This window comes from Novosphingobium organovorum, from assembly GCF_022832435.1.
GTDB classification, from domain to species: Bacteria; Pseudomonadota; Alphaproteobacteria; order Sphingomonadales; family Sphingomonadaceae; genus Novosphingobium; species Novosphingobium organovorum.
In genome coordinates this window covers 65,199-82,072 of the sequence record NZ_JALHLF010000010.1, presented here as the reverse complement: position 1 = coordinate 82,072, position 16,874 = coordinate 65,199, and the positions used below count along the sequence as shown (strand labels likewise).

Sequence of the window (16,874 nt, the reverse complement as noted above, 5' to 3'; positions counted from 1 at the left end):
CGCCGCGCTGTCGGCCGCAGCGGCCGGGCCGCCCCGGTGACCGCCCGGATGAGTGCCGTCACGACCGCCGTCACGACCGCCGTCTCCGGGGCGCGGCCCCTTGGCCATCGCGGCGGGGCGTTCGCTCTGGTGGACGAAGCTGGCGTTCTGCGCCAGGTAGAACTCGTCGTGAAAGGCAAAGACCACCGAGGTCAGCGCCATGACGATATGGAACGGCAGGCTGAACAGGCCGAGCACGTTGTGCAGGTCGAGCCACATGCGCTTGACGTTCGCGCCCAGGCGCAGCGCGAAGAGGTCCTTGACGAGGCTGGGCAGCAGCACGATCGTCCCCGACACCAGCGCGATCGCGTAGAGCAGCGCGACGCTGCCCATGATCGGCATGGCCAGTTCGTGGCTGATCATGATGCCCACCTGCTGGTGCAGGCGGTCGATGAAATTGCCGACCGGGGATGGGGTATCCTCCTCGACCTGGAGCGATCCATCGGGGGCGAGCGCGGCGTAGAAAGTCTTGTGCACCGCGTGTTCGTCCGCGCCGCGTCCGCCGATTTCCCAGGTGACGCGCGCGGGCTCGTCAGCGCCTGTGGCCAGGTGCACGGTGTAGCCCTTGGCCGCCTCGGGATGTGCGGCAAGAACCTTGGCGACGAGTTCGGGCGTGCGTTCGAGCGTGACGGGAGCCGCCAGCGTGCTGGGCGGCGAAGCCCAGCGCTGGATCGGCACCTCGAACATGGTGAGCGCGCCGGCGAAGAAGGCGACGAACAGGCACAGGCCCGAGACGATCCCGACCCAGCCGTGGATCTCCTTGTACATCTTCACGATGTCGGTGCGGATTTTCATGCCAGCGCTCCCGTGGCGAAAAGAGCAAGCCAGACGAGCGCACAGGCAAGGCCCAGTACCGCCCAGGCGCGCGGGCCCGAGCGGAAGAGGAAACAGAACGAGAGCACCAGCGCCCAGACCGGGGCCATGAGCCACATGGTGAACTGGGCCTTGGTGGACAGCGCACCTTCGCCTGCGCCGATGGCCCAGTAGGTGAGCCCGGCCAGACCAAGCGCGAGCACGAAGCCGAGCACCAGTCCGGCGCTGGCCTTGCCGAGCCAGTTCCTGCTGGAAAGCGCAGGGCGGGGGGGCTTCGCGGTCATCGGCGGTTCTCCCCGCGGTGGGCCAGCCAGGCGGCGCAGGGCGGCAGGAAGGACCACACGAGCATCGCGCCGGTCAGTGCCATGAAGACCGCGGTGGCCGGTCCCGCCCAGCCGAGCAGGCAGGCCAGCCCCAGCGCCATCAGCGCGCCGCCCGCCCAGAGCCAGGCGCGCGCCGGGCCGGGCAGCCCGGGGAGTTGGTGATGAGGGCTCGCCCGGTAGAGCGCCGCCGCCCCCGCAAGCGTTGCCAGAATACCGACAGAGGCAAGCAGCATGGCTCAGGCTCCCACGATCAGAACGAAAGGAAACGGCGGGGCAGGCACAAATCCTGCCCTGCACAAGGCTTCGCCCCCGCGGCACGCGGTCGGTGGCGCAGACGGTGCCACGGGGTCGAACCGGTCGATCATATTACCAGCGGAAGTCCAGTCGCGCGGTCACGCTGCGGCCCTGGCCGTAGTAGCAAGCCGAAGCTGCCGTGCAGGTGGCGACGTAGCGCTTGTCGGCCAGGTTGCGCGCGTTGAGCGAGGCGGTCACGCCGCTTGCGAGCTGATAGCGCACGAACGTGTCGAACAGCGCATAGTCCGGAATTTCGAGCGTATTGGCCGCATCGCCATAGCTCTTGCCGGTGTAGCGCACGCCGCCGCCGAAGTTCAGCCCGGCCAGCACGCCGCCTTCGATCTTCTGGCTGAGGAACAGCGAGGCCATCCATTCGGGGATCTGCGGCAGGTGGTTACCCTTGGCGACCGAGGTTGAGGAGCTTGTGCTGGTGACGTAGGACTTGGTGATGTCGGTCCAGTTGCGCGTCGCGGTGGCGATCACCGCGAGGCCGAAGGGCAGCGAGGCCTTGGCCTCGAACTCGAGCCCGCGAACGCGGCCTTCGCCCAGCTGCACCTTGCAGGTCGCCGTGCCGCACAGCGTCCCGTCGGGATCGGACGAGATCATGTTCTGCTGGGTGATCTGGTAGCCGCCCAGGGTCAGGTAGATGTTGTTGCCCGACTGGTAACGCAGGCCCCCTTCATACTGCTGCCCGGTAGTCGGCTTGAACGGCTTGCCGGTCAGGTTGTAGCTGGGGTCGCTGACTTCGGGCAGGAACGAGGTCGCGTAGCTGGCGTAAGCGGCCAGCCCGTTGTCGAACATGTAGACGCCGCCCAGGCGCCAGGTGAACTTGTTCGACTTGGTTTCCCATTCGTCGAGCGTGAGCAGGTTGGTGGTGTCGTCCTTGGCCCAGTCGTGGCGCAGCCCGGCGGTGACGTGCAGATGGCCCCAGCTCATCTGATCCTGCGCGTAGAGGCCGTACTGGTCGCTTACGGTGTGGGTGTAGACCTGCGGGGTCATGTTCTCGGCAAAGCCGTCCGACCCGCGCGAGACCGGGTTGAAGATGTCGAGCACGGGCAGCACCAGCGAGGAGCTGACGAGGTCGCGGTAGTGTGTCCAGTTGGTGTGGAAATAGTCAAACCCGCCGAGCAGCTTGTGCTCGATCGCGCCGGTGTTGACGTCGTACTGGAGCTGGGTGTCGGTCGCGAGACCATCGGAATGGCCGTCGCCCTGGACCGCACGGCGGCGCAGCGTCGCCCCGTCGATACAGCCGGTGATCGAGACCGCCGAGCAGTCGGTCACGGTGTCGCCGCTTGAGACGGTCACGCGGTAGAGCGTGTCGATGTGGGTGAAGCGGGTGTTGTTGCGGATGGTCAGGCCGCTGTCGCCAAAGCGGTGCTCGAAGAAGCTGGCGGCCAGATACTGGTTGCGGTCGAAGGTGTTCCAGTCGGGCTCACCCAGGTTCGCGTCGTTGGCGATGTGCTTTCCGTTGCTGGCGTAGAGCGAGCCGGTCGAGGGCAGGAACTGGAAGGTCGCACCGCCATCGTCGCGCTGGTACTGGCCCAGCAGCGTCCAGGTGGTATCCGCGTCGGGCTTCCAGGTCAGGCTGGGGGAGATGTACTTGCGCCCCTGGTCGACCCCGTCGATCTGCGTCGCGCCGTAGCGGGCGAGCGCCACCACGCGCCCCGAAAGCGTCGACGTGATTGGCCCGGAGACGTCGGAGGCGGCCTCGTAGTTCCAGTTGCCCAAATCGGTGGTGCCGATCGCCTGAAGCATGAACTGCGCCTGGAACGTATCAGTAGGGCGCTTGGTCACGAGATTGACCACGCCGCCCGGCGCCGTCTGGCCGTAGAGCGCGCCCGAGGGCCCCTTGAGCACTTCGATCTGCTGAAGCGCGAACGTATCGAAGCCCGGACGCGTCCACTGTCCGCCCGAGGGCAGGCGCAGCCCGTCGACGAAATTGTTGTTCGAGGAAAAGCCGCCGGCGCCAAAGCCGCGCACCGATACTTCGTCGGTGCGGCTGTCCTGGCCCGAAGGCTCGGCCTGCACGCCTGCGGTGTAGGCGAGCGCGTCGGCGATGTTGGGCGAGGCGCGCAGCTCGATTTCTTCGGCGCTGATGATCGAGATCGACTGCGGCGATTCGATGATCGGGGCGTCGGTCTTGGTCGCCGATGTGGCCGAGGAATAGCCCGTCGCCGTGACGACGATCTTGCTCTCGTCATAGGTCTTTGCGGTTTCGGTCGTGCTTGACTGCTGGGCGAATGCGGGCGCGGCCGAGACGGCCAGGACGAGCCCGATTGCGGTTGCGGTGTACTTCATAAACCCCCACTGGAATAGTCGTCGCGTGGGGCTCTGCTACTGAGAGCTATTCGCATTAGCAAGGGCAAAATGCACCAGAATCCGCTGTTTTTGCGCGTTGTGGTGAATAAAATTCAAATCAGACAAAGTGTTTCTGGAGCGTTTCCGTTCCTTGCAAAAATACCCCGCACGCGCGCGGCGTGCGGGGTGCATCGGGTGGGGCGGGCGCCGGAAGATCCGGCGCCCCTGCGAAGGCGAAAGCTGTGCGGCCTGCCGCCTTCGTCCCGGTCGATTAGAGGAACTTGAGCTTCACGCTCGTGAAGAACGTACGGCCGTAGACGTCGTAGGTCCCGGGGTACGTGTTCGACTGTTCCTGGTTGTCGCCCAGGATCGGCGGCTTGCGGTTGAACATGTTGTTCATGCCGATGGTCCAGGTCATCTTGTCGTCGATGTCGATCTGAGCGCTCAGGTCGAAGTAGTCGTACGCCTTGATGTGCTCGACGCTGTAGTCGGTCGAGACGTCGTCGTCGCCCACCGGCGAGAGGTGGCGCCATGCCAGCGACAGGGTGTACTTGTCGGTGGAGACCGTCGCGCGGCCGTTGAGGCGCCACTTGGCATAGACGTTGCTGCACAGCAGGCCGAACTTGCCCGCGCAGTTGTACGACAGCGACGGGATGGAGGCGAACGGGCTGAAGTTGAAGCTGTTCAGGTACGAACCGCTGAAGCTCAGGTCGAGGTGGCCGTTCTGGTTCGCCAGGAAGCCCAGCGCCGTGCCGTAGCGAGCCTGGAAGTCGACGCCATCGGTGGTCACGCCGCCCGAGTTCGAGAGGTTGTCGACCGCGCCGGTAATGGTGTAGCTCGACGAATCGCGCGGCAGCAGCGAGCAGTAGCTCGTGTCGTACGGCGTCCAGCCGTTGCTGGCCGTGCCGTAGCACGCCGCGATGATGTTCGAGGTGCCTACCGTCGTGATGTAGTTCTCGATCTTGATGTGGTAGTAGTCCGCGGTCAGCGACAGCCCCGGCACGAAGCTCGGGGTGATGACCATGCCCGCAGTCCAGGTGTAGGCGGTTTCCTCGCGCAGCGACGTGCTGCCGCCGACGTAGCTGTCGATCTGCGTGTCGCCACCGTTGTATTCGGTGCCGATCTTGCTCGACGGCACGCCCGAGGACAGGCACGAGGCGTTCAGCGTCGAATTGGTGGTCGCCGCTTCGGTGGTGCAGGGATCGCTGGCGGTCTCGTAGCTTTCCGAGCTGCCGCTGTAGAGATCCTCGACCGTGGGTGCGCGAACCGCCTTCGAGAACTGGCCGCGGAACGCGATGTCCTTGATCGGCGCGTAGACGAGGCCGAACGACCAGGTACCGACCGACTTGGCGGCGGTGGAGTAGTGCGAGTAGCGTGCCGAACCGTTGAAGTCGAGGTGGTCGATGAACGGCTTGTCGGCGAGCAGCGGCACGTTGATTTCGCCGAACAGTTCGTAGACGTGCCAGCCGCCCGAAGTGGCGTCGCTGGCGTTGAACCCGATCACGTCGCCCGAGACCAGAGCCTCGTCGGGATCATACGAGCCACGCTCGCTGCGGTATTCACCACCGAACGCGATACCGGCCGGGCCAGCGCCCAGGTCGAACAGGTTCTGGTTGGTGATCGCGCCCGAGGCAACCTGCTCGGTGATGGTCGAGCGGTTGGTGACGTCGATCGAGATGAAGTCGGCAGCGGCTTCGCTGATGTTGCCGGCACCGAAGATGTTGAGCGGGACGCAGCCGTTGCTCGTGTCGGTGCAGACCAGATTGCCGTCCGAATCGTAGGTCGTCAGCAGCGCCTGCTGGACCGCGCTGGCCGAGACGTTGCCGTACTGCTTCTCGACGCGGTGCGTGCGGGCGTAGCTGTAGTAGGCGTCATACGACCAGTTGGACGACAGGTTGCCGCGCGCACCGAGCAAGCCGCGGTAGGCCTTGCTGTCGACGTCGGAGATGCGATCGCCCACTTCGGTGAGGCGGCGGTAGACCGAAGCGGTGGTGTAGCCATCACCGTCGGTATCGTAGCTCGAAAGCAGCGCCTGGCTGGCGGCCGAAAGGAATGAGCTGTCGGTGTCGATCGAGTACGAGCCCGAAAGCGGGGTCGGTGCGAGCTGGTTCTTGACGCGGTTCTCGATGTACTGACCTTCGGTGTAGATGGTCAGCGCATCGCTTACGTCGAAGTGGCCCTGCGCGAAGAGCAGCTTGCGGGTCTGCGGAACCTGCAGGTAGTTCTCGCTGGCGTAGTTGTACGCGTCCGACGAGGTGTAGTTCGAGTAGTCGCCGTTCTCGTCGAACTTGTAGCGCGTGCCGTCGAGGGCAATCGCGCCCGAGGGGATGTAGCTCGAACCACCGTTGGTCAGGCCGCCGTTGCCATCATCGGTCTGGGTGGTCGCGGTGTAGCTGCGAGCCGACTGCAGGATCGCCTTGCGCTTCATGTAGTCGCCGTAGACGGTGATGTTGCCGCGTCCATCGGCGAAGTTCTTGCCGAGCAGCAGACCACCCGAATACTGTGCGCCGTCGCCGTAACCGGTGAGGCGGTAGTTGCCGTTGGCCTCGACGCCTTCGAAGTCCTGCTTGGTCACGAAGTTGATGACGCCGGTCACCGCATCCGAACCATAGACGGTCGACTTGCCGCCGGTCACCACGTCGACGCGCTCGAGCAGGGCGCTCGGGATCGTGTTGAGGTCGACGATCTGGTTCGTGTCATACGAGACGTAGCGACGGCCGTTGACGAGCACGAGCGTGCGCTGCGCACCCAGGCCGCGCAGGTTGGCCGTAGCCACGCCGCCGCCGGGGTTGTTCGACGCTGCGGTCGATCCGGGGAGCAGCTGCGGCAGGTCCTTGAGGACGCCTTCGATGTTCTGCTGGCCGCTCAGTTCCAGGTCCTTCGAGGTGACGGCCAGGATCGGGGCCGCCTGCTCGAGGTTGGGGTTGGTCAGGCGCGAGCCGGTGACGATGATGGCGCCTCCGGCGGGCTGCTGATCGTCGGCGCTCGCCGTGGTCGCGGACGAGGTGTCCTGCGCGTCCTGGGCGTGGGCGCTGATCGGCGCGACGGTCAGCAGCGTGCTGGCCAGGAGGATGCGCTTGGTGCGCGTTTGCATTGATGTGCTCCCTGCTATCGAGAAGACTTCACCACGTTACGACCCGGGGTGAAGCAGGCGTCGGGATTTGCGCGTGACGCTTCTCGTTGGCTAGGAACAAATGCTTAGTTGCCGAAAATACCCAGCTGGTGTGTCCTTTTTTGGACAGAAATTGAAATTAAGCTGAGAGTTTTTGAAATAAATACGAAATATAATGAAATTATTTTGCAAAAAATAAACTATATATATTGTAGGTTTTGCGGATATAAATTTTATATTGTATCTGCCCAATCTGTATTGCTTGATCGTGTGACTTTATGCGGATTCTTTGTTGAGTGATTTTCTATTGAATATATCATTAGGGGTGTTCTTTCTAGTCTCCTGAACAGTTTTCCGGGCGTGGGCGATAATGTTGCTCTTCGGTATTTAAAAATCGGTCGAGCGTAATATCGTAAGCTCCTGAATAGAATAAATTTCTCATTATACTGCGGTTCGCAGGCGGGCCTGAGGTCAGGCCGAGGTGATTTTTTGTTTCCCGCGGGCACGCGAAAAGGCCCGGCCACGCGACTGCTGGCGTGGCCGGGCCTTGGGTGTTGGGTGTCCAGTCCGGCTTTTGGCGCCGGTGCTGCGAAATTCGCGTTCGCGCGAATTTCCAAGCGGTCTCTTAGCGGAACGGTGGCTCGTCGAACGCGCGCAGCTTGCGGCTGTGCAGGCTGTCGCCTTCGGCGCGCAGCAGGTCGCAGGCCTGCAAGCCGATCTTGAGGTGCCCGGCGATGGCTTCTTCGTAGAACCGGTTGGCCTGGCCGGGCAGCTTCAGTTCGCCATGGAGCGGCTTGTCCGACACGCACAGCAAGGTGCCGTAGGGGACGCGGAAGCGATACCCCTGTGCGCTGATGGTGGCGCTCTCCATCTCGATCGCAATCGCGCGCGAGAGGCTGAAGCGGTGGGCCGAGGCGGTGTAGCGCAGCTCCCAGTTGCGATCGTCGGTGGTGACGACGGTGCCCGTGCGCATGCGCTTCTTGAGGTTGGCGCCGCTGTCGCCGCTGACGATTTCCGCCGCTTCGGCAAGCGCCTGCTGCACTTCGGCAATGGCGGGCAGCGGGATCTCGGGCGGGAGCACCGGATCGAGCACCTTGTCGTCGCGCAAGTAGGCGTGGGCGAGCACGAAGTCGCCGATGCGCTGCGTCTCGCGCAGGCCGCCGCAGTGGCCGATCATCAGCCAGGCCTCGGGGCGCAGGACCGCGAGGTGATCGGTGATGGTCTTGGCGTTCGAGGGGCCGACGCCGATATTTACGAGGGTGATGCCCGAACGGTCTTCGCGCACGAGGTGGTAGGCGGGCATCTGGTGGCGGCGCCAGGCGGTGTCCGACAGGCGTTCGCGCGCGTTCGGGGTGGTCTCGTCGAGGAACAGGCCTCCGGCACCGGCAAGCGCTACGTAACCGTCCTGGCCGATCTGCTGGCCGGCCCAGTCGACGAACTCGTCAACGTAGCGGTGGTAGTTGGTGAACAGGATGAACTTCTGGCAGTGCGCCGGGCTGGTCCCGGTGTAGTGCGCGAGCCGGGCGAGGCTGAAGTCGGTCCGCAGTCCGTCGAACAGCGCGAGCGGCTTGGGATCGTTTTCGGCGAAGACCATGAGGCCGTCGGCGATCTCGTCGCCGATCATGGCAAGCTCCGTGCTCGGGAAGTGGGTGGCCAGTTCCTGCGGGGTCACGCTGCCCACGCCGATCCCGTCTAGCACGTAAGGGAAGGGAATTTCCTGGTCCGAGCGCGTCACCGCGATCTCGATCTCGTACTCGGCGTCGAGCAGCGCGAGCTGTTCCTTCACGTAGTCCGCGAAAAGGTGCGGGCGGGTGATGGTGGTGGCGTAAGTCCCGCTTTCGACGAGGCGGCCAAAGGCGCGGCCGTAAACGGCATCGCGTTCCTGGCCAGCATAGCGCACGGTCAGCTCAGGGTAAGTCCACTGATGCTCGGTGCGGCGTTCGGGCGGGGGGAGGGTGCCGTGCTCGATGAAGGCGGCAATGTCGGCCTTGAGGCAGGCGACGGCGGCTTCGTAGACGCGGACCAATTCCGCGTGAATCTGTTCTATCTTGGTGTCCATTGCCTGTAATTACGCAAAACATGGTGCAGCGCAAGGGCGGCAGGCAAATTGGCCTAGGGGCTCATGAGGGCCTTGTAAGGGGCCTTTTACGCCCAGAGCGGACGTTCGAAATAGTCCACCGTCTTGCCGTTGGCGAGCCGCGCGCGGCCCACGCGCGCAAAGCCGAGCGCCTCGTGAAAGGCAAGGCTTGCGGGGTTCGGCGGGTCCGAATTGATCTCGCAGGTGATCCGGTCGTGCCCGGCCGCGCGTGCGGCGGCGAAGAGATGGTCGTAGAGCGCGCGGGCATGCCCGGCGCCGCGCGCCGCGGGGGCCACGACGATGCGATCGACATAGACGAAACGCGCGTGGCGCTCGGCGAACCAGCGAAAGTTGGGGCTGGCGTAAGGGGCGTCCTGGTCGAAGGCGATCAGCGCAGCGTCGAGGCGGCCGATGCCAAGGGCGTACAAGGCGGTGGCGACGAGGTCCTGCAGCGCCTGTGCGTCGAGCAGCGAGAGTTCGCGGGCGTGCGCGTTGTTGAGCGCCAGCAGGCGGGCGGCAAGACCGGCATCGCGGGGCAAGGTGGCCTGAAGGTCAGCCGCAATGGCGCGGGAGGGCGCGGCGGCGGTGCCAGCCGTGACGCGGTCGGTAGAGTGCATCGTGGCTCCTTTCAGGCAGGGGCAGGGAACGGGAGCGTCCAAGAAGAAAGCCCCCGCTTCGCGAGGAAGCGGGGGCTTTCTTGTCTGTTCCCGATAGTCAGGAAAGAGCGGCTCAGGCCTGCTCTTCGCCTTCCTCGGCCTCGTCGGCGTCCTCGGTCACGATCTCGCCGGGTTCGGCATTGGGATCGTAAGCCTCGGTGAAGCCGGTGGTGTCGGCTTCGAACATCGCTTCCATGACGTCCACGCCCTGCGACTGCAGTTCGGCTTCGTCGGTCGAGCGGGCCACGTTCACCGAAACGGTGACCGCGACTTCGGGGTGCAGGTTGACGCGAACGTCGAACACGCCGAGCGTCTTGATCGGGCGTTCGAGCACGATCATCTGCTTGCTGACGTCAGCGCCATCGGCGTTGAGGGCGTCGCAGATGTCACGCACGGAAACCGAACCGTAAAGCTGGCCCGAGTTCGACGAGGCGCGGATCAGGACGACCTGCTTGCCTTCGACGTTGCCCGAGTGCGCCTGAGCGGCGGTGCGCTTTTCGGCGTTTTCGGCTTCGATCTTCGCGCGGTTGGCTTCGAAGACCTTCTTGTTGGCGTCGTTGGCGCGCAGCGCCTTCTTGTTCGGCAGCAGGAAGTTGCGCGCGAAACCGTCCTTGACGGAAACGACATCGCCGATGTTGCCGAGCTTTTCGACGCGTTCGAGGAGGATGATATCCATGGTAATCGAGCCTCCCTTACTTGACGATGAAGGGCAGGAGGCCGATGTGCCGGGCGCGCTTGATGGCCTGGCTCAGCTCACGCTGCTTCTTGGCGGAAACCGCGGTGATGCGGCTGGGAACGATCTTGCCACGCTCGGACATGAAGCCCTGGAGCAGACGCACGTCCTTGTAGTCGATCGCGGGCGCGTTCTTGCCCGAGAACGGGCAGGACTTGCGGCGGCGGAAGAATGCACGTGCCATGGATCAGTTCTCCCGGTCGCGACGGCGACGGTTGTCGCGGTCGTTCTTGCGCATCATGACCGAGGGACCAGCTTCGTGCTCGTCGACGCGGATGGTCATGTAGCGGATGACGTCTTCGTTGATCTGCGTCTGGCGCTCGAGTTCGGCGATGGTGTCGCCGGGGCACTCGATGTTCAGCATCACGAAGTGAGCCTTGCGGTTGCGCTTGATCTTGTAGGCGAGGTTCTTGAGACCCCAGGTCTCGGTCTTGGTGACCTTGCCCTCGTGGTTCTCGACGATCTCGGTGGCGGCGGCGGCCAGCGCATCAACCTGCGCCTGGCTCAGATCCTGGCGTGCCAGGAACACGTGCTCGTAAAGCGGCACTTGCTGCATCCTTTATCTGTCTAACCGATCGCTGGCTGACCGCACCATTGCGGGGCCCCTCCGGCTTTCTTCAAGTTTTCCGCGAATCCCTCATCGGTATCGCGCGGAAGCTGGCCCTTTAGCTGATTGTCGGCAAAAGGCAAGGGGGCGATCATGCCGCGAAGGGGGCGGACGGGTCTGGGCGCAGTGCCGTCCCGTCAGGCGCCTGAGCCTTCAGAAGCCCAGTCGGCTCCACAGCCGGGCAAACCGGCCCGGAGCGCGTGGCGGCGGCGTCGGGGCGATGGGCGTTGCCGCGGTGGTGCGCGCCGACGCTGCGGGGGATGGCGCCATCGCTGGGCGCGGAGCGGCCTTGCGGACCGCAAGCCGGTCCATCAGGCTGAAGGCGTTGAGCGTGTTGGCCGCGTGTGCGGGCTGGACCCGCGCCGCCCGAAACAGCGCGGCGGGGGTATAGTGGTCGCTGGCGAGCAGCGCGGTCAGGCGCAGCTCCTCGATCGTGTGGGGAACGTGCGTGAAATCGGGCCAGCGTGCGACGCGATAGGCGTGGCTCGGCGTCAGCCAGGGGGCAAGCTGGCCTGCGAAGGCGCGCGTACCCACGATCCACAGCAGCGTTTCGAGCGGGCGCACGGTGCCGACGTTCTCGAACGCGGCGGGAAAGACCATGTCGGGTTCGAGCAGCGCAAAGCGCGGTGGCTGGGCCGTGCTGCGCAGCGCCGTTGGCGTCACGGTGCAGGCGAAGCGCTCCGCAGCGAAATCGACCAGCGCTTCGGCCCCCTGGCCGAAATCGATCACCAGCCGCGCCTCGCGCGCGCCGCGCTGGCTGGCGAGCAGGGTGAGCGCGAGGCTCTCCCAACCCGGCGTCGCGGCATGGAACGGGCCGGAACTGCGGGGGCTGGCCTCGTGCGGGGCGGCCGTGTGCGGGGTCGTCTTGTGTATGGCAGCCTTGTGCATGGTCGCGTTGCGGAGGGCGGTCGGGGCCGGTCGGGGGCGGGTGCCCGCAAGGCCTTGCGGGGGGCTGGGCGGGGTGGCCAGCGGTGTACGCACCGCCGCGCTCTGCATCAGCGCATCGAGATCCTTGCCCCGCGAGACACGCAGGGTCGGGCGGGCGCGGTTCTGGCGGCGTGCGTTGAGCCGCAGGCTCGCCTGCTCGAACAGCGAGAACAACCCGGCCCGCGTGATCGGCAGCGGCAGGACCAGCGGGCCATCGTCGTTGGCGGGGCGTGTATGGGGGTCGTCCCCTTCGTTCGCGAGGCGGGCGATGATCTGGTAGTTCTGGCCGGAAAAGCGGCTGCCGCTGGGCGCGATGATGAGATCGGCGGCGAGCGAATCGAGCACGATCCAGTTTTGCGCGCCGTGTTCCGTGGCATCCTCCCACAGCCGGATCACTTCCTGGCGCGCGGGATAGGGAACGGAGGCGAAGCCGACGGTGAACTGCACTTTGCGGGAAGCCGAAGCCATGCGTCACCTCTTTCGGGCCGAGCGGTGGGTGGGATGTTAAACGATTGTAATCGCAGGCCCAGTCCCCGGTCGCCGTGAGCGATCAGTTGACCCTCGATGTCCTAATGCGCGCTGAAGGCTTGTCGTTAATGAGGGTAAAGCATGGCCGCGCAAGGGTGCGGCCAGGGTGCGGGAAGGGTGCGTCAAGGGAGCCGCGGGGGCGATGACGTGGCGCGCCAACGCCGTTGACCCGGCGGGGAAAATTCCCCGCCGGGTGCTTTCGGGACCTGGTTGGTCTTGCCCGGTGCGCTTGGTGCCTTTCGGCTCAGCGCAGGAGGCTCATCACGTTCTGCTGGGCCTGGTTGGCCTGGGCGATCATCGCGGTCGACGCCTGGCTCAGGATCTGCGCCTTGGCCATCGCGGTGGTTTCTTCCGAATAGTCCGCATCCTCGATCCGCGACCGGGCGTCGGACAGGTTGGTCACCGTGCTGGTGAGGTTGTTGACCGCCGATTCGAGGCGGTTCTGGCCAGCGCCGAGCGAGGCGCGGGTCGCGTTCACGTTCTCCAGCGCGGCATCGATGTTGTCGAGCGTGGTCGAGGCGAGCGCGGCGGTCGAGACGTCGAGCGCGGTAGCATCGATGTTGGTGCCGTCGATCGCGCTCGAGGTCAGCGTGACGGTCTCACCCGAGTTGGCGCCGGTCTGGATGTCGAAGGTGACGTCGGTGCCCGAAGTGGTCGAGAACAGCGTGTTGCCGTTGAAGGTGGTCTGGGTGAGGATGTCGTCGATCTGCTCGGTCAGCGCGGTCACTTCCTGCTGCATCGCGGTGCGGTCGCTGTCCTGGTAGGTGCCCGAGGCCGACTGGATCGCCAGTTCGCGGACCCGCTGGAGCATGTTGGACACTTCCGAGAGCGCGCCGTCGGCGGTCTGCGCCAGGCTGATGCCGTCGTTGGCGTTGCGGATGCCCTGGCTCATGCCCTTGATCTGCGAGGTCATCGAGGTCGAGATGGCGAGGCCGGCGGCATCGTCCTTGGCCGAGTTGATGCGCTTGCCGGTCGAGAGGCGCTCCATGGCCACGCCGAGCATCTTGTTGGCGGCGATCGACGCGTTCGAAGCGCGGATGGCGCTGATGTTGGTGTAGATAACGGACATGATTTCTTCCCCGATTTTCAGAAAGTTGCGAGCGCTTCCTGGGCTGCGCTCCGGACATTGGGAAGAACGGCGGGTGGCGCAGGGCTTTAAGCGGCCGGCGATCTTTTTCCTTCCGTACAGCTCTTGGCCTGCCGTGTAGATTACCGAAAAACCGCTTTCTTCAGAAGAACTTCGAGGCTTTTTCTTGATCGTGCAAAAAATCCCCCGCATGGGCTTGGCAGCGTCTTTTCGCGCGTCTTGATGGGGAATTCAAATCATGCCTTCCGGCCTAGTTGCGCTGCTCGACGACGTTTCGGTGATCGCCCGCGCTGCGGCCGCCTCGGTCGATGACGTAGGAGCCGGAGTTGCCAAGGCGGGCAGCAAGGCGGCGGGCGTGGTGATCGACGATGCCGCGGTGACGCCGGGCTACGTCACCGGCTTCACGCCCGACCGCGAACTGCCGATGATCTGGCGCATCACGAAGGGTTCGATCTTCAACAAGCTGGTGATCCTCCTGCCGATCGCGCTGGTGCTCAGCGCCTTCCTGCCGCAGGCGATCACGCCGATCCTGATGGCGGGCGGGCTGTTCCTGTCGTTCGAGGGCGCGGAAAAGGTGCTTGAGAAGCTGGGCGGGGAAAAGCACGGCGCGACGCTCGAGGACGAGATTACCGATCCGGTCGCCTTCGAGAAGGCGCGAACCTCGGGTGCGATCCGCACCGATCTCATTCTCTCGGCCGAGATCATGGCGATTGCGCTGGCCGAAGTGAGCGATGCCAGCCTCGTCACCCGTGCGGTGACGCTGGCGATCGTCGGGCTGGTCATCACCTTGTGCGTCTATGGTGCGGTGGCGCTGATCGTGAAGATGGACGATGTCGGCCTGCATCTGGCCAGGAAGCCGTCGCGCGCGGCGCAAGGTGTCGGGCGGCTGCTGCTCAAGGCGATGCCCGTGGTGCTGCAGCTGCTCGGTACGGTGGGGATGTTCGCGATGCTCTGGGTCGGTGGCGGGATCATCCTGCACGGGCTGGAAGAACTGGGCGTTCCTGCGCCCGCGCACACCGCACACGCGGTCCAGCACTGGGTCGCGCAGGCCAGCGGGGCGCTCGGCCCGGTGACCGGCTGGATTGCCTATGCGGCGGCCTCGGCCGTGCTGGGCGTGGTGCTGGGCATGGTGATCGCGCTCGCCCTCCATTTCGTCGCCAAGGCGCGCGGGAAGGGCGGCGCGGCGGCGCACTGAGGCCGGTTCGGCGTCACGGCCTCACCCGTTGCTGCAACGCGGCAAGCGTCGTGTTTCGCCCCATGGCAGACGAAGAAGGAAGGGGTTGAAGCAGGGGGCCCTCGCCCCCAGCACCCCCGAAAACTGGCGGCGGGGCGCTTCACCTCCCCGCCGCGCTCGGGTTCGGCGGGAGCCCTTTGAGACCATGCGGCGCCAATCGTGCCGGACGGAGGGGGCGTGCCCAAACATCGCCATTTCGGGGGTCCGGGGGATCATCCCCCGGAACATCTTGTCTGTTCTTTTACACTCCCGCCCGGCGGCTTCCCACCCAATTCAGACCTTCCGATCACCGCCAGATTTGCCCATGCAGCCTAGAATTCGGTCCAGTCCGCGTCGGTGGCTTCCTCGGGCTTGAGCGCGAGCGAGCCGGTGGTGCGCGGCGCGGGAGAGGGCGGCGGGGCGTTGTAGGAGGACGGCTGGGGCAGCGCCTTGGGCGCGCTCGGGCGCGGTGCACTCGCCACCACGGTGAGCGGTGCGGCGGAGGTGCTGCCGATCTCCAGCTTGAACATGCGCACCAGTTTCGCAAGATCTTCGGCTTGCTGCGCGAGATTGCGCGCGGCGGCGGTGGTTTCCTCGACCATGGCGGCGTTCTGCTGGGTCATGCGGTCCATGTCGCCGATCGCCGAGTTGACCTGGGTCAGCTGGCCGGCCTGGTTCTGCGACAGATCGGAGATCTGCGAGGCGAGGCTGGTAATCCCCGAAACCTTCTCGACGATGCGCCGGAACACCTCGCCGGTGCGCCCGACCAGCGCGACGCCGCGCTGGACCTGCTGTTCGGACCCGCCGATGAGGTCCTTGATGTTCTGCGCCGCTTCGGCCGAGCGCTGGGCGAGCGCGCGCACTTCGTTGGCGACCACGGCAAAGCCCTTGCCCGCATCGCCCGCACGCNTGCTGTTCGGACCCGCCGATGAGGTCCTTGATGTTCTGCGCCGCTTCGGCCGAGCGCTGGGCGAGCGCGCGCACTTCGTTGGCGACCACGGCAAAGCCCTTGCCCGCATCGCCCGCACGCGCGGCCTCGACCCCGGCGTTGAGCGCGAGGAGGTTGGTCTGGAAGGCGATCGAATCGATGACGTTGACGAACGAGCCGATCTCCTTGGCCGACTTCTGGATGCCGTCCATCGCCGCGACCGCCTCTTCGACCACCTGGCCGCCTTCGCGCGCCTCCGCCTCGGCCTCGCCGACCGAGCGGTTGACGTCGCTGGCGCCCCGCGCCGAGGTGTTGACCCCGCTGGTGAGCTGGTCGAGCGCGGCGGCCGATTCCTCGAGCGCGGCGGCCTGGCTTTCGGTGCGCTGCGACAGATCATCGCTCGCGGCACGGATTTCCGAGGCGCCGACGCGGATCTGCTCCGAGGAGGCGGCGACCGCGCCCAGCGTCTGGGCGATGCAGTCGCACATCGCGGCAAAGTCCGACTGGATCTGCTCGAAGCCCGCTGGCAGATCGTCGAGTTTGGTGGTGAGATCGCCCTGGGCCACCGTTTCGAGCGCGGTCGACAGGCTGGCGAGCGTCGTCTCGCGGCTGTGGTCCTGCGCGGCGAGATAGGCCGAGGTCGCGATGTCCATGTCGAGCAGCGCGACCTTGATCAGCGTGCCCAGCTTGCGCGCTTTCTTTCGGGCGAGCACGCCGCCGAGCGAGCCAGCCAGTTCGCGTTCGATCACGTCGGCAAGGATCTGGGCATAGGCGCCGATGTAAAACGTGGGGGCGAGCCCGATCTTGGCGTGGACTTTCCCGATGCGTTCGGCGCGCGTCATGTAGGTCGGATCGATCCGGCCCGAGAACAGGTCGATCCAGTGGTCGAGCTGCTTGGCGCGGGCATGGTCCATCATGCTTTGCGAGGCGAAGAAGCTGGAGCGCTTGCTGTCGCGGCGCACGACCTCATAGAATCGGTCGAGCACGCCCGGACCGACTTTCGCGATCGTCTTGGCGATGCCGCCGAAGCGGCCGAAGTCCGTTTCGGTGAGGGCAAAGGCTTCGAGCCTGCCCGAAATGTCGTTGTTGGTTGCCGCTTGAGACATGCCGTTCCCTCGGATGGACTGTGCTGGGTCAGAGCTAGGCCGACTTCAGGCAATTTAGCGTGAGTGGTTGCCTAGGTAGGGTTACGCTTGGCACTGGTGGGGCGCTGGAACGTGCCCCGAAGGCAGACGGCGC

Annotated in this window: 14 protein-coding genes and 1 pseudogene; 1 reads left to right on the top strand and 14 read right to left on the bottom strand. The window is 65.4% G+C overall.

What is annotated here, in order from left to right; genetic code table 11:
- The 12 genes from MTR62_RS05045 to MTR62_RS04990 all read right to left on the bottom strand — a co-directional run.
- Positions 1–834: PepSY-associated TM helix domain-containing protein (locus tag MTR62_RS05045; protein WP_244017605.1), on the bottom strand; the 834-nt coding region annotated here is incomplete at its 3' end.
- On the bottom strand, positions 831–1,136 hold the full coding sequence (locus MTR62_RS05040) for a hypothetical protein (protein ID WP_244017603.1): 306 nt from the start codon (positions 1,134–1,136) through the stop codon (positions 831–833). The genes MTR62_RS05040 and MTR62_RS05045, both read right to left, overlap by 4 nt.
- Entirely contained in the window at positions 1,133–1,408 is a 276-nt protein-coding gene (locus MTR62_RS05035) for a hypothetical protein (RefSeq protein WP_244017601.1), read from the bottom strand. Before MTR62_RS05035 ends, MTR62_RS05040 begins: the two co-directional genes overlap by 4 nt.
- Before the next feature lie 133 nt (positions 1,409–1,541).
- Positions 1,542–3,767 (bottom strand): TonB-dependent siderophore receptor, encoded by a 2,226-nt coding sequence (locus MTR62_RS05030; RefSeq protein ID WP_244017599.1) that lies wholly within the window; start codon positions 3,765–3,767, stop codon positions 1,542–1,544.
- A gap of 271 nt (positions 3,768–4,038) precedes the next feature.
- A complete protein-coding gene (locus MTR62_RS05025; protein ID WP_244017597.1) occupies positions 4,039–6,861 on the bottom strand; it encodes a TonB-dependent receptor domain-containing protein in 2,823 nt (940 codons plus the stop codon).
- 643 nt (positions 6,862–7,504) lie between these two features.
- The gene (locus MTR62_RS05020) at positions 7,505–8,938 is read right to left on the bottom strand and encodes an AMP nucleosidase (protein ID WP_244017595.1); all 1,434 of its coding nucleotides are present in this window, start codon (positions 8,936–8,938) and stop codon (positions 7,505–7,507) included.
- A gap of 86 nt (positions 8,939–9,024) precedes the next feature.
- A complete protein-coding gene (locus MTR62_RS05015) occupies positions 9,025–9,573 on the bottom strand; it encodes a GNAT family N-acetyltransferase (protein WP_244017593.1) in 549 nt (182 codons plus the stop codon).
- A gap of 112 nt (positions 9,574–9,685) precedes the next feature.
- Positions 9,686–10,288 (bottom strand): 50S ribosomal protein L9, encoded by a 603-nt coding sequence (gene rplI, locus MTR62_RS05010; RefSeq protein WP_244017591.1) that lies wholly within the window; start codon positions 10,286–10,288, stop codon positions 9,686–9,688.
- 16 nt (positions 10,289–10,304) lie between these two features.
- The gene (rpsR, locus tag MTR62_RS05005; protein WP_086490477.1) at positions 10,305–10,529 is read right to left on the bottom strand and encodes a 30S ribosomal protein S18; all 225 of its coding nucleotides are present in this window, start codon (positions 10,527–10,529) and stop codon (positions 10,305–10,307) included.
- A gap of 3 nt (positions 10,530–10,532) precedes the next feature.
- Entirely contained in the window at positions 10,533–10,892 is a 360-nt protein-coding gene (rpsF, locus tag MTR62_RS05000) for a 30S ribosomal protein S6 (protein ID WP_244017589.1), read from the bottom strand.
- 213 nt (positions 10,893–11,105) lie between these two features.
- Positions 11,106–12,347 (bottom strand): hypothetical protein, encoded by a 1,242-nt coding sequence (locus MTR62_RS04995; RefSeq protein ID WP_244017587.1) that lies wholly within the window; start codon positions 12,345–12,347, stop codon positions 11,106–11,108.
- A gap of 304 nt (positions 12,348–12,651) precedes the next feature.
- Positions 12,652–13,476: a flagellin N-terminal helical domain-containing protein gene (locus MTR62_RS04990; RefSeq protein ID WP_244017585.1), complete on the bottom strand. Its 825-nt coding sequence runs from the start codon at positions 13,474–13,476 to the stop codon at positions 12,652–12,654.
- Between the two features lie 256 nt (positions 13,477–13,732).
- Between MTR62_RS04990 and MTR62_RS04985 the strand changes: the two genes are divergently transcribed.
- Positions 13,733–14,689 (top strand): DUF808 domain-containing protein, encoded by a 957-nt coding sequence (locus MTR62_RS04985; protein ID WP_244017583.1) that lies wholly within the window; start codon positions 13,733–13,735, stop codon positions 14,687–14,689.
- 350 nt (positions 14,690–15,039) lie between these two features.
- Here MTR62_RS04985 and MTR62_RS04980 read toward each other — a convergent pair whose 3' ends face one another.
- On the bottom strand, positions 15,040–15,585 hold the full coding sequence (locus tag MTR62_RS04980; protein ID WP_327194379.1) for a methyl-accepting chemotaxis protein: 546 nt from the start codon (positions 15,583–15,585) through the stop codon (positions 15,040–15,042).
- Between the two features lie 217 nt (positions 15,586–15,802).
- Positions 15,803–16,741, bottom strand: a pseudogene (locus MTR62_RS21570) (protoglobin domain-containing protein); the annotation flags it as partial.
- Positions 16,742–16,874: the final 133 nt, after the last annotated feature.